The organism is Microbacterium enclense, assembly GCF_004022425.1.
In the GTDB taxonomy this organism is placed as follows: Bacteria; Actinomycetota; Actinomycetes; order Actinomycetales; family Microbacteriaceae; genus Microbacterium; species Microbacterium enclense_A.
In genome coordinates, this window is sequence record NZ_RBZY01000002.1 from 92,092 (window position 1) to 104,995 (window position 12,904).

Here is a 12,904-nt window from a genome sequence, read left to right on the forward strand (position 1 = left end):
GAGTTGCCGGGGGTCTCGGATGCCGAGGGCAAGCCCCGAGGTTCTCATCGGCGGGGCCGCTAGCGTGGCGGCTCGACACCCAGGAGGATCCATGCCCCGCACGATCGTGATCACCGGAGCCAGCGACGGTATCGGCGCCGCCGCGGCCCGCCAGCTGCACGAGATCGGCGAGGAGGTCGTCGTGGTGGGCCGCAACCCCGACAAGACCCGTCGCGTCGCCGATGCGCTCGGTGTCGCCTCCTTCACCGCAGACTTCTCCGACCTCGCGCAAGTGCGTGAGCTCGCCGAGACGCTCCGCTCCGAATATCCCCGCATCGACGTCCTCGCCAACAACGCCGGCGGGATCTTCGGCGACCGGAAGCTCACGGGCGACGGGTACGAGGTCACGTTCCAGGTGAACCATCTCGCGCCGTTCCTGCTGACGAACCTCCTGCGCGAGGTGCTGGTCGAGTCGCGGGCGTCGGTGATTCAGACCTCCAGCGCTGCCGCGCGTCTGTTCTCCCGCTTCGACATCGACGACCTGCAGGGCGCACACCGCTACTCCGCGTCGCGTGCCTACGGCAACGCCAAGCTCGCGAACGTGCTGTTCACGAAGGAGCTCAACCGGCGGTTCGGCGACGCGGGACTCTCCGCCGTGGCGTACCACCCGGGCGTCATCGCCTCGAGCTTCGGATCGACCGGCAGCGGGTCGTGGAAGTTCCTGTACGGCGGCCCGCTCGCCGAGCGCTTCATGACCTCGACCGAGGTCGGCGGCGCGCGCCTGACCTGGCTCGCCCTGGGCAAGCCCGGCGTCGACTGGGAGCCCGGCGGGTTCTACGCCAACAACAAGGCGGCCAAGACCCACCGTCGCGCTGACGACCCGGCGCTGGCGCGTCTGCTGTGGGACCGCAGTGCGGGTCTCGTGGGGCTGGGGTCCTAGGGCCCGGGATGCCACGCCCCCGGGGTCACTGCGCGCCCGCGCGCGGCGGCTCGACCGTCCACCCGAGCCGCTCCAGCGCGGTGTGCAGACGCCGGGCCTGCGCCCAGGCGATCTCGCCCGACGCGTCGGAGTAGACATCGATGGCGAAAGGCGGCGGATCGGCGAACTTCGGAATCTCCACTTCGGCCCAGGCGTGAGGGGCCAACCACACGCGCGGGTGCGACGTGCGGGCGTCGTCCACCCCGCCGTCCGCGGCGAATGCGATCACGTCGAGAGCGTCGATCTTGGTGATGGGCATGTCGACGACGAGGGTCACGGCGTGGAGTCTTTCGGTCATCGGGCACCTCCCGCGTTCATCCTCACATGCTCGGCGTCCCGCGGGGCAGTGCGCGCGAATGCCGTGCCCGCGCGACCGCACGTCTCGGTCTAGCCTCGATCCATGGTCTCGGCGCGCGACGAACTCCAGGCCCTGGTCGACAGAGCCACGGGCGGGATGTTCGCCGACCTGCGCGCGTTGCCGGTCGAGGGCCAGGCGCGCGCCGCCGCCGTGCTCATCCTCTTCGGAACCCTGGATGCCGTGCCGAGCGCCCACATCGCGGCATCCGTGCCGTCCGATCTCGACGTCCTCCTGCTGTCGCGCGCCGACACGCTGCGATCGCACCCGGGGCAGGTCGCCTTCCCCGGGGGACGGGTCGACCCGGGCGACGCGGGTCCGGTGGAGGCCGCGCTGCGAGAGGCGCGCGAGGAGACCGGCCTGGATCCCGCGGGCGTCGGTGTCATCGGAACCCTGCCCCGCGTACCACTGGCCCATTCGCGACACGTCGTCACCCCCGTGCTCGGATGGTGGGAGCGGCCCACTCCGGTGCGCGCCGTCGACGCGGCCGAATCGACCGCCGTCTTCCGCGTGCCCGTGGCAGACCTGCTCGATCCGGCGCGGCGCGGAGTAACGGCCCTTCACCGTGACGGCCGGACGTGGCGGGGGCCGGCGTTCCTCGTGCCGCATACGTCGGGAACGCACGTCGTGTGGGGTTTCACCGCCATGCTGCTGGACGGGCTGTTCGATCGCCTCGGCTGGACGGAGCCCTGGGATCGGAGCCGCGAAATCGCGCTTTCCTTGCCCGGCTCGCACGATGACACGGTTCCTCCCCAGGCTCCTCTTCCCTAGCGTTTTCCCTCACGTTCGTCATCCCGTACTCTGTCCTCCCGCGAGATCGCTAGCGTGGGTCTCGTGACTGCGCCCGTTGATCCCACCACCACCGCCGCCTGGACCCGCCTCACCGCTCTCCGAGAGGGCTTCACCCCCGATCTGCGCGGGTGGTTCGCCGCCGATCCCGGACGCGTCGACAGCTTCACCCGCACCGTGGGCGATCTGCACGTCGACCTCTCCAAGAACCTCGTGACGCCGGAGATTCTCGAGGCTCTCGTCGCGCTCGCCGACGAGACCGGCATCCGCGAACGGTTCGCCGACATGCTGAACGGCGTCCACCTCAACACGTCCGAAGACCGCGCGGTCCTGCACACGGCGCTTCGCCGCCCCGCGGGCGCCACGCCCGCGCTGCACGTCGACGGGCAGGACGTCGACCACGACGTCCAGGCCGTTCTCGCCGCGATGTCGGAGTTCGCCGACCGCGTGCGCAGCGGCGAGTGGCAGGGGGTGACCGGCAAGAAGGTGACGCACGTCGTCAACATCGGCATCGGCGGCTCCGACCTCGGTCCCGTGATGGTCTACGAGGCGCTCAAGCCGCTGGCGGATGCCGGGATCCGGGCGCGGTTCGTCAGCAACATCGACCCGACCGACATCGCCGAGAAGACCGCCGACCTCGACCCCGAGACGACCCTCTTCATCGTCGCGTCGAAGACCTTCACGACGCTCGAGACCCTGACCAATGCGCGCCTCGCACGCGACTGGCTGTGGGCGGGCCTCGCCGCCGCCGGCGCGATCGACGACACCGATGCCGACCGCGTCGACGCGGTCGCCCACCACTTCGTCGCGGTCTCGACCGCGCTCGACAAGGTGGAGGCCTTCGGTATCGATCCCGCCAACGCCTTCGGCTTCTGGGACTGGGTGGGCGGTCGCTATTCGGTCGACTCCGCGATCGGGCTCTCGCTCATGATCGCCTTCGGCCCGGCCGTGTTCCGTGAGCTGCTGGGCGGTTTCCACACCGTCGACGTCCACGTGGCGACCACGCCGGTCGAGCAGAACGTGCCGGTCCTCATGGGCCTCCTCAACGTCTGGTACACCAACTTCCTCGGCGCGCAGTCTCACGCCGTCCTGCCGTACGCCCAGCAGCTGAGCCGCTTCGCGGCGTACCTGCAGCAACTCACCATGGAGTCGAACGGAAAGTCGGTGCGCTGGGACGGGTCGCCCGTCACGACCGACACGGGCGAGATCTTCTGGGGCGAGCCCGGGACGAACGGCCAGCACGCCTTCTACCAGCTCATCCATCAGGGCACGCGTCTGATCCCGGCCGACTTCATCGCCTTCGCGAATCCCGCCTACCCCCTGGCCGACGACGGCCGCGACGTGCACGGTCTGTTCCTGGCGAACTTCCTTGCACAGACCAAAGCCCTCGCCTTCGGCAAGACGGCGGAAGAGGTCGAGGCCGAGGGCACCACTGGTGCCCTGGTGGCGGCTCGGACCTTCCCCGGCAACCGCCCGACGACGTCGATCTTCGCCCCGGAGTTGACTCCCGCGGTGCTCGGTCAGCTCATCGCGCTGTACGAGCACATCACGTTCACCCAGGGCACCGTGTGGGGCATCAACTCGTTCGACCAGTGGGGCGTCGAGCTCGGAAAGCAGTTGGCACTGCAGATCGCGCCCGCGATCGAGGGCGACGACGACGCACTCGCGTCGCAGGATGCCTCGACGGCAGCGCTGCTGACCTATTACCGCGCCCACCGCTCCTGACGCGCGGTGCGGGGAGGTGGCCGTGAGGCGGCGTGCGCGCTGTTCTCACGGCCCTCTCAGGTAACGAAGAGATAACGCTCAGACCGACCACTCACACTCGGGGACTTGTGCCGACCCGACGGCACGCCTCACGCTCTCGCACCCGATGAGACGCGCCCCCGACGAAAGACTGTTCCCGTTTTGCTGCGTTCCGACCTCAGACTCGCCCATGTTCATCGCGCCCGTCGCTCCCTCGCCACCGCCGCCACCTGCGCCGGCGCCGCTCTCGGGATCGTGGTCACGACGGGCGTGGCAGCGGCCTCTCCGCTCTCGCTCCCGGACGCTGCGGCATCCGCGATCTCCACTCCCGCCTTCCCCGCGGTGCAGGCGGTCGGCAACGCGCCCACGCTCGAGGGTGTCGTCGGAGCTGCCGACGCCGCGCTCACCCGCGCTCAGACGACCCTCACGGATGCGTCGACGGTCGAGTCCGACATCGCGGCGGCGGGTCTCCCGTTGAGCGTCGGCGAAACCTCCGTCGACACGGCTGCACTGGAGGACGCGGCGGATCGCCTGTCGTCGACCGAGCTCCTGCCGGTCGTGCTCGTTCCGGCTCTCAGCCAGAACGCGGCATCCGAGGCCGAGCGTGTCGCTGAGCGGGTGGCCGTGCTCCGCGGCAGCCTGAACGAAGCCGTCGCGGCCAAGGCGGCAGCGGATGCGGCCGCGGAGGCGCAGCGGCAGGCAGAGGCGGCCGCCGCGGCCGAGGCTGAGCGCCAGCGGGAAGCCGCGGAGGCCCTCGCGCGAGTGAACACCCCGGCGGGCGCGAAGGAGTTCGCCGCCTCGCTCGCGGCTCAGAAGTACGGGTGGGGATCCGACCAGTTCTCGTGCCTCGAATCTCTGTGGACCAAGGAGTCCGGCTGGAACTACCAGGCTTACAACCCGAGCGGCGCGACGGGCATCCCGCAGTCCCTCCCCGGCAGCAAGATGGCGACGTTCGGTGACGACTGGCAGACCAACGCCGCCACCCAGATCGCGTGGGGCCTCGACTACATCTCGCGCGGCTACAGCACCCCCTGCAGCGCCTGGGGGCACTCCCAAGCGACCAACTGGTACTGAGCGGGAATTCCCAGGCCCGAACCGCTCTCAGCGATATATCGTTGTATATCGCTGGACTCATCCGGAGTCCGCTTTTCGGGAGGTCATCATGAGTGGTTCGTTCTTGGGAGACGCCTTCGGCGCTCGCGGCGCCGCCGGCCAGGGCTGGCCGATGTCGAACATCCTCGACGCAATGGAGCAGCTCCGTGCGCAGTTCGAGCAGAAGACGTCCGGCGCCCCGCGCATGAACAAGGGCGACGTGCGCTCCGCCGTCTTGTCCTTGCTCCTCGAGCAGCCGATGCACGGATACCAGATCATCCGCGAGATCGAGGAGCGCAGCGGCGGCTCGTGGAAGCCGAGCCCCGGTTCTGTGTACCCCACGCTGCAGTTGCTCACCGACGAGGGCCTCGTGCGCGCCGAAGAGTCGGGCGGTCGCAAGACGTACTCGCTCACCGAAGAGGGTCGGGCTGCTGCGGGTGACGAGACGACCGAGCGCACGGCGCCGTGGGAGTCCGCGACCTCGCGCGACGGCGGTCGTATGACGGCGCTGCCGAAGGCCGGCGTCGAGCTGGCGCAGGCGGCCGCCCAGGTCGCGCGCACGGGCGACAAAGAGCAGGTGGCGCAGGCCGTTGAGATCCTCGAAGACGCGCGCCGTAAGCTCTACTCCATCCTCGCCCAGAGCTGAGGGTGCCAGAGCCCGACGGCAGTCGTCGGGTCATCGGCATCCCGGAGATCCGATGACCGACGACGCCCTCATGCGCGCCCGCTACCGGCGCATCACGCGGTTCGCCGCACGTTACCTCGTCCAGGCGTGGTGGTACGAGCTGTTCCTGCCGCGGTTCGGCCTCGAGCGCGTCTCCGCGCGGGGCCGGACCCGGCGGTTGCAGGTCATTGCGCGCCGGTTCCACGCTCTCGCCGTCGATCTCGGCGGACTCATGATCAAGGTCGGGCAATTCATGTCCTCCCGCCTCGACGTGCTTCCGCCCGTGATCACGAAAGAGCTCGAAGGCCTGCAGGACGAGGTGCCCTCGGTCCCCTTCGCGCAGATGCGCGTGCGCGCCGAGGAAGAGCTCGGGATGCCGCTGGAGCGGGCCTTCGCCTCAATCGATGAGCGGCCGCTCGCGGCCGCCTCGTTGGGGCAAGCGCATCGCGCCGTTCTCACCGACGCCCTCGCGCAGGACACTGGGCTGCGCGAGGTGGTGGTCAAGATCCAGCGCCCGGGGATCGATCGGATCGTCGACGTCGATCTGAGGGCGTTGCGCAAGGTCGGCGTGTGGCTCAGCCGCGTCGCCCTCGTGCGCGATCGCGTCGACATGCCGGCGCTCGTGGAGGAGTTCGCGGCCACGAGTCTGGAAGAGATCGATTACCTCCACGAGGCGGCGAACTCCGAGCGTTTCGCGCAGGAATTCGGCGGCGAGAGGGGAGTGGCGGTTCCCGAGGTCGCGTGGGAGCGCACGACGCGACGCCTGCTGACCCTGCAGGACGTCACGGCGATCAAGATCAACGACGTGGACGCTCTCCGCGCGGCGGGCATCGATCCGTCCGAGGTCGCGGCGCGCTTCGCGCAGGTGATGTTCGACCAGCTGTTCGACGACGGGTTCTTCCACGCCGACCCGCACCCGGGCAACGTCTTCGTCACCCCGCTTCCCGGAACCACGGATGCCGGCTCCCCGCCCTGGCGGTTCACGTTCATCGACTTCGGGATGATGGGCGACGTGCCGCCGAACCTGCGGAGGGGGCTGCGCCGCGTGCTCATCGCGGCCGCCTCCCGAGACGGGAAAGGGTTGGTGGATGGCATCCGCGATGTCGGCGTGCTTCTCCCGTCCGCCGACACCGTCCAGCTCGAGCGGGCGATGACCCAGTTGTTCTCCCGTTTCGGCGGGATGGGCTTCGCCGAGTTGCAGGCGGTCGATCCGCGGGAGTTCCGCGCCTTCGCAGTCGAGTTCGGCGACGTCGTTCGGGCGTTGCCGTTCCAACTGCCCGAGAACTTCCTGCTGATCGTCCGCGCGATGTCCCTGACGAGCGGCATGTGCAGTGCACTGGACCCGGCCTTCAACATCTGGGATGCCGTCGAACCCTACGCGCAGCGGCTGATCCGCGAGGAGAGCGGCAACACTGTTCAGGCACTCGCCCGGGAGGCGACGTCGGTAGCTGCCCTGACCGCGCGCCTCCCGCGGCGGCTCGACGCGCTCATCGATCGGGTCGAGGAGGGCGGTGTGTCCGCCCAGGTGCCGCGCGTCGAGCGGAGACTGCGCGATCTCGAACGCATGGGTCGGCGGGTGGTCTCGGCGGTGCTGTTCACGGGCCTCCTCATCGGCGGCATCCTGCTGCAGACGGAGCAGGCCTTCTTCGGCACGGTCCTGATGATCCTGTCGGTCGGTCCGTTGGCCCACGCGCTCCTCGCCGGGGTGATCGCCCGCCGCAGCGGTGTGTGAACCACGATGAAGCGCCGCGCCGGGATTCCCGGCGCGGCGCTTCATCGTTCAGTGGCTCAGTACCAGCCGACGGACTGCGAGTGCCCCCATGCGCCGCACGGGCTGCCGTACCGGCCCGAAATGTAGCCGAGGCCCCACGAGATCTGCGTTCCGGCGTTGGACTGCCAGTCGGCACCCGCCGACGACATCTTGCTGCCGGGGAGGGCCTGCGGGATTCCGAAGGCCCCGCTGCTGGAGTTGTAGGCCTGATAGTTCCAGCCCGACTCCTTGTTCCACAGCGACACGAGGCACGAGAACTGGTCGTCGCCCCAGCCGAAGCCGGCGAGCATTCCGCGGGCCGTCGCCTGAGCTCCTCCGGGGCTGTTGTCGCCGGAGCCGCCGCCACCCGACGGAGCGACCGGACGCGCGGCCGACGACGATCCGCCGCCGGAGGAGGACGACGAGGACGAGGATGAGGCCGAGCGAGCGGCGGCCGCTTCTTCCTCCGCCTTCGCCTTGGCTGCGGCCTCGGCCTCGACGCGCGCCTTCTCGGCGGCTTCCTCCGCCTGCTTCTTGGCTACGGCAGCATCGAGGCTCCCGCGCAGTTCGGCAACGCGGAGATCGACCGCGGAGGTGGCGGCGGCCACCTGCTCGGTGAGCTCGGGCAGGAACGTAGCGGGCAGCACCTGAGCTTCGGTGAGACGCTGCGTCGCCGCCGCGAGAACACTGGTGTCCACCGCGGCGGGCTGACCGATGTCGAGTCCCGAGGAGGCGATGTCGTTCTGCACCGCGGCGGCGGCGTCCGCGCTGGAACCGGCGGACGTCACGGCGGCACGGGCCGCGAGGGCCTCCGGAGCAGCGGTCGTCGCGGGGGCGCTGTAAGCGGCGAGGCGGAACGAGGCCGACGAGAGATCGGCAGCGGGGGAGGCGGATGCGGTGGGTGCCGTGCCCGTGAGGGCGGCGGTTGCAAGCACGCCGACGGCGAGGACGCCGGCGGTCAGTGCGGGCCGGCGACGTGCGCGGCGGGAGGCCAGGCGACGGTCGCGGCGGTTGGACGAGGGCGTCGAATCAGAGCGCATAGAACCGGTTTCGTGTCGGGGGGACGGCGCGGGTTTCGCACGTCCGACCCGCGTAGAGCGGGCACGAAACGGGGAGCCTGGCACGCCAGTCTGGACGGAACCTGGGTGGACTGCGCTTTTGGTCGAGGAGAAACTGGCTGGTCGGCGGCTCTTCCGGGCGGGGGTCGGGATGCCGGGGGCGCGCATCCCGACCCCCGCGTGTCAACCGACGACGAGGGGTTCGGAGGCGCCGTCGGCGACCTGCGGAGGTGTCGCCGACACGCGCGTACGGCGCCGGAACAGAAGGGCGGCCACGACCGCGCCGCCGGCGAAGAACGCGGCGCCCCACGTGAACGCCGTGGTGTAGCCGGCGACGGCCGCGGGACCGATCGCCGACGGTCCGTCCGAAAGATGGTCGGTGAGGTACGCGGTCGTGGCCGTGGCCGCGATCGTGTTGAGGAGTGCCGTCCCGATGGATCCGCCGACCTGCTGGCTCGTGTTCACCATCGCCGAGGCGACCCCGGCGAAGTGCCGGTCCACCCCGAGTGTCGCGGTCTGCATGGAAGCGGGCATGATCGACCCCATCGCCAGTCCGAGCAGGACGAGGCCGGGCAGGACATCCGATGCGTAGACGCTGTCGACGGTGAGGCGCGTCAACAGCAGCATGCCGCCGGCCCCGAGGACCATCCCGATGGGAACCATCACCTTCGCCCCGAGCCGGGGGAACAGCAGGTTCGTCGACAGCTGGGCGGCGAGCACGAGCATCGCGACCATGGGGAGGAACGCGAGGCCGGTCTGGATGGGACTGAAACGGAGCGTCGCCTGCAGGAAGTAGGTGACGAACAGGAAGATCCCGAACATGCTCGCCCCGGCGATGAGGATCGAGAGGTATGCGGCGGAGCGGTTGCGGTCGGTCAGGATGGCGAGGGGCAGGAGCGGGTGTCCGGCACGACGCTGCCAGAGGACGAACGCGGTGAGAAGAACGACCGCTGCGGTGAGGGGGATCCAGCTGAGGGGGGACCCCCAGCCGGCCGTCTCGGCCTGCGCGAACCCGTAGACGACGCCGAACAGCCCCGCCGAGACCAGGACGGTGCCGGGGAGGTCGAGGCGAGGGCGCGGACCGTCGCTCTCGACGCGGCCGACGAAGATGAGCGTGCCGACGATCGCCGCGATCGCGAAAGCGACGTTGATGTAGAGGTTCCAGCGCCAGTCGAGGGCCTCGGTGAGGAACCCGCCGAGCAGCAATCCCACGGCTCCGCCTGCGCCGGCGATCGCGCCGAAGACGCCGAAGGCGCGGGCGCGCTCTTTCGGGATGGTGAAGGTGGTGGTGAGAACCGCGAGCGCCGTCGGGGCCAGCAGCGCGCCGAACACGCCTTGAAGCGCTCGGGCGGCGACGAGGACACCGAAGTCCGGGGCCGCTCCGCCGAGCGCGGAGGCGGCGGCGAAGCCGATGAGGCCGACGATGAACGTGCGCTTGCGTCCGAACAGGTCGGAGAGTCGCCCACCCAGGAGGAGGAGCGAACCGAAGGCGAGAGAGTAGGCGGTCACGACCCACTGACGGTCGCCGTCGGAGAAGCCGAGGTCGGCCTGGGCGGACGGGAGGGCGATGTTCACGACGGTGGCGTCGAGCACGACCATCAACTGGGCGATGCCGACGATGGCGAGCGTCAGCCAACGGCGGCGGGACGGCGCGGCCGAGGCGGAGACGGGGGAGGAGGTCATGCGCGACAACATATACGGAACGCACGAGTTTCGGAAATGAAATGTTCCTGAAACACGGGGTTCCGTATTGACGTAGACTCGGCTCGACCCCGACGGAAGGACCCTCGATGGCGACGGCCCCTGAGATCACCGGCACCCCAGCACCCCGGCTCGGGCGCAAGCGCGACCTCAGCCGCGACCCCGAGATCCTCGAGGCGGCCCTGGACGTCCTCGCCGAAACCGGGTTCGAACGCATGACGATCGACGAGGTGGCTGCTCGCGCTCGCGCCGGCAAGGCGACGCTGTACCGGCGTTGGCCGTCCAAGGCCGAACTCGTGATCGACGCGATCGCATGTCTGAAGAAGGGCGCGTACGACCTCGCCGCCCTGCCCGACACGGGCACTCTGCGCGGCGACCTGGTCGCGATGATCAAAGAGCCCTCGATCGCCGACGCTCAGCGCAAGATGCAGGTGATGGCGGGCATCGTCTCGATGCTGTCGACGTCGCCCGAGCTCGCGGACGTCGCCGAGGAGGCCTTGGTGGCCCCGCGTCGCGCGGCCAATCGAGTCCTGATCGAGCGTGCGATAGCTCGCGGCGAGGTGACGGATGCCATCGACGTCGACCTCATCTCCTCGGTCGGCTCGGCGATGGTCGCGCAGCGGCTCCTGGTCGAGCGCAAGCCCGTCACGCGGGCTTTCTTGCTGTCGATCATCGACCTGATCGTCCTTCCTGCAGTCGGCCTGCGCGCGCGGGACTGACGCGCACCCCCGGCGCGGGCCGCCCCGCGAATCGAGGTCGGATTCTGATAGCCTTGAGTGTCACGCGTATGGCTCGTTCCCCACGCCCGGGCTCCGGCCCTGTGGCATCGCATGAAAACAATCCGCTTCGCTTCGGCTCGTGGCATCCGTTCGCTTTCCGGCGGAAGGCGCCGCAGCCGGCGTGATCCGCCCGGGTCGCGTCGAAGAGTCGAAGCCCGACACCCACCCAACTAGGACAACCCACTACATGACTACCGCAACGACCGCCCCGGCCATCAAGCAGGTCGCGATCAACGACATCGGCTCTGCTGAAGACTTCCTGGCCGCGGTCGAGAAGACCCTGAAGTTCTTCAACGACGGCGACCTCATCGAGGGCACCGTGGTGAAGATCGACCGCGACGAGGTCCTCCTCGACGTCGGTTACAAGACCGAGGGTGTCATCCCCTCGCGCGAGCTTTCGATCAAGCACGACGTCGACCCCAACGAGGTCGTCAACGTCGGCGATCACGTCGAGGCCCTCGTTCTCCAGAAGGAGGACAAGGAAGGCCGTCTCATCCTGTCCAAGAAGCGCGCGCAGTACGAGCGCGCGTGGGGCGACGTCGAGAAGATCAAGGAGAACGACGGTGTCGTCACCGGCTCCGTGATCGAGGTCGTCAAGGGTGGTCTCATCGTCGACATCGGCCTCCGCGGCTTCCTGCCGGCGTCGCTCATCGAGCTGCGCCGCGTTCGCGACCTGACGCCGTACCTCGGCCAGGAGATCGAGGCGAAGATCCTCGAGCTCGACAAGAACCGCAACAACGTCGTGCTCTCTCGCCGCGCTCTGCTCGAGCAGACGCAGTCCGAGTCGCGCACCACGTTCCTCAACAATCTCCACAAGGGCCAGGTCCGCAAGGGCACGGTCTCCTCGATCGTCAACTTCGGTGCGTTCGTCGACCTGGGCGGCGTCGACGGTCTCGTCCACGTCTCCGAGCTCTCGTGGAAGCACATCGAGCACGCTTCCGAGGTCGTCGAGGTGGGCCAGGAGGTCACCGTCGAGATCCTCGAGGTCGACCTCGACCGCGAGCGCGTGTCGCTCTCGCTCAAGGCCACCCAGGAAGACCCGTGGCAGGTGTTCGCCCGCACCCACGCGATCGGTCAGATCGCTCCGGGCAAGGTCACCAAGCTCGTTCCCTTCGGTGCGTTCGTCCGTGTCGCCGACGGCATCGAGGGTCTCGTGCACATCTCCGAGCTGTCGGGGAAGCACGTGGAGCTGGCGGAGCAGGTCGTGTCGGTCGGCGAAGAGGTCTTCGTCAAGATCATCGACATCGACCTGGAGCGCCGTCGCATCTCGCTGTCGCTGAAGCAGGCCAACGAGTCGGTCGACCCCAGCGGCACCGAGTTCGACCCGGCCCTGTACGGCATGGTCACCGAGTACGACGAGCGCGGCGAGTACAAGTACCCCGAGGGCTTCGACCCCGAGTCGGGTGCGTGGCTCGAGGGCTTCGACACTCAGCGCGAGCAGTGGGAGCAGGAGTACGCCGCCGCCCAGGGTCGCTGGGAGGCGCACAAGGCCGCGGTCGCCAAGGCGCTCGAGGCCGAAGCCGCGAACCCGACGGACGCAGGTTCGTTCGGTGGTTCGTTCTCGTCCGAGTCGCCCGCGCAGGGCACCCTGGCCGACGACGAGTCCCTCGCCGCTCTGCGGGAGAAGCTCAGCGGTCGCTGATCCTCTCGTCCTCACCGAAGGCCGGTACCTCCTCGGGGGTACCGGCCTTCGGTCGTTCATGGCAAGCCCCGGCCGGGATGCCACCGATCCGCGACAATGTCGTCATGGCATCTCGACTTCCCTTGCTTCTGACCATCGCCGGCGTCGCCGTGCTCTTCCTGTCGATCGCATTCGTCTTCGTGCTCGTCATCGGCGCGATGTTCTTCGGCGGGATCGAGTTCACCGGCGGACACACCGCCGCTGCTGTCGCAGCCGGATGGATCCCTCCGCTGATCTAGCCTCGGCAGGCGCCAGGCGGCCCGCCACGCCCCGAACGCTCCACTTCCGCGTTTTTCCGCGGTTCTGAGGTCGCGACACGCCCGGGGGGCGGTGT

12 protein-coding genes are annotated in these 12,904 nt (G+C 69.3%); 9 read left to right on the forward strand and 3 right to left on the reverse strand.

What is annotated here, in order from left to right:
• Positions 1-91: 91 nt before the first annotated feature.
• Positions 92-919 (forward strand): SDR family NAD(P)-dependent oxidoreductase, encoded by an 828-nt coding sequence (locus D8Y23_RS01030; RefSeq protein WP_128216319.1) that lies wholly within the window; start codon positions 92-94, stop codon positions 917-919.
• Positions 920-944: 25 nt separating this feature from the next.
• Here the strand turns inward: D8Y23_RS01030 and D8Y23_RS01035 are convergent, their stop codons facing one another.
• Positions 945-1,256, reverse strand: a complete 312-nt coding sequence (locus tag D8Y23_RS01035) for a hypothetical protein (RefSeq protein ID WP_128216320.1) — start codon at positions 1,254-1,256, stop codon at positions 945-947.
• A gap of 102 nt (positions 1,257-1,358) precedes the next feature.
• Between D8Y23_RS01035 and D8Y23_RS01040 the strand changes: the two genes are divergently transcribed.
• From D8Y23_RS01040 to D8Y23_RS01060, 5 genes are all read left to right on the forward strand, one after another.
• The gene (locus D8Y23_RS01040) at positions 1,359-2,084 is read left to right on the forward strand and encodes an NUDIX hydrolase (protein ID WP_128216321.1); all 726 of its coding nucleotides are present in this window, start codon (positions 1,359-1,361) and stop codon (positions 2,082-2,084) included.
• Positions 2,085-2,147: 63 nt separating this feature from the next.
• Entirely contained in the window at positions 2,148-3,827 is a 1,680-nt protein-coding gene (pgi, locus tag D8Y23_RS01045; RefSeq protein ID WP_128216322.1) for a glucose-6-phosphate isomerase, read from the forward strand.
• A 180-nt stretch (positions 3,828-4,007) separates the two neighbouring features.
• Complete coding sequence (locus D8Y23_RS01050) at positions 4,008-4,919, forward strand: phospholipase (RefSeq protein ID WP_128216323.1); 912 nt, start codon at positions 4,008-4,010, stop codon at positions 4,917-4,919.
• A gap of 88 nt (positions 4,920-5,007) precedes the next feature.
• Positions 5,008-5,583 (forward strand): PadR family transcriptional regulator, encoded by a 576-nt coding sequence (locus tag D8Y23_RS01055; protein ID WP_128216324.1) that lies wholly within the window; start codon positions 5,008-5,010, stop codon positions 5,581-5,583.
• 52 nt (positions 5,584-5,635) lie between these two features.
• On the forward strand, positions 5,636-7,333 hold the full coding sequence (locus D8Y23_RS01060; RefSeq protein WP_128216325.1) for an ABC1 kinase family protein: 1,698 nt from the start codon (positions 5,636-5,638) through the stop codon (positions 7,331-7,333).
• Positions 7,334-7,389: 56 nt separating this feature from the next.
• Here the strand turns inward: D8Y23_RS01060 and D8Y23_RS01065 are convergent, their stop codons facing one another.
• The gene (locus D8Y23_RS01065; protein WP_128216326.1) at positions 7,390-8,391 is read right to left on the reverse strand and encodes a lytic transglycosylase domain-containing protein; all 1,002 of its coding nucleotides are present in this window, start codon (positions 8,389-8,391) and stop codon (positions 7,390-7,392) included.
• A gap of 201 nt (positions 8,392-8,592) precedes the next feature.
• Entirely contained in the window at positions 8,593-10,092 is a 1,500-nt protein-coding gene (locus D8Y23_RS01070) for an MFS transporter (RefSeq protein WP_128216327.1), read from the reverse strand.
• A gap of 107 nt (positions 10,093-10,199) precedes the next feature.
• Here D8Y23_RS01070 and D8Y23_RS01075 point away from each other — a divergent pair, with 107 nt between their 5' ends.
• The 3 genes from D8Y23_RS01075 to D8Y23_RS16650 all read left to right on the forward strand — a co-directional run bounded on the left by D8Y23_RS01075 (position 10,200) and on the right by D8Y23_RS16650 (position 12,809).
• Positions 10,200-10,829 carry a TetR/AcrR family transcriptional regulator gene (locus tag D8Y23_RS01075; RefSeq protein WP_128216328.1) on the forward strand — a complete coding sequence of 210 codons (630 nt, stop codon included), beginning with the start codon at positions 10,200-10,202 and terminating at the stop codon, positions 10,827-10,829.
• Positions 10,830-11,076: 247 nt separating this feature from the next.
• Positions 11,077-12,531, forward strand: coding sequence for a 30S ribosomal protein S1 (rpsA, locus tag D8Y23_RS01080; protein ID WP_128216329.1), 1,455 nt, complete (start codon positions 11,077-11,079; stop codon positions 12,529-12,531).
• Between the two features lie 104 nt (positions 12,532-12,635).
• Entirely contained in the window at positions 12,636-12,809 is a 174-nt protein-coding gene (locus D8Y23_RS16650) for a hypothetical protein (protein ID WP_164878090.1), read from the forward strand.
• The last annotated feature ends 95 nt before the right edge of the window (positions 12,810-12,904 follow it).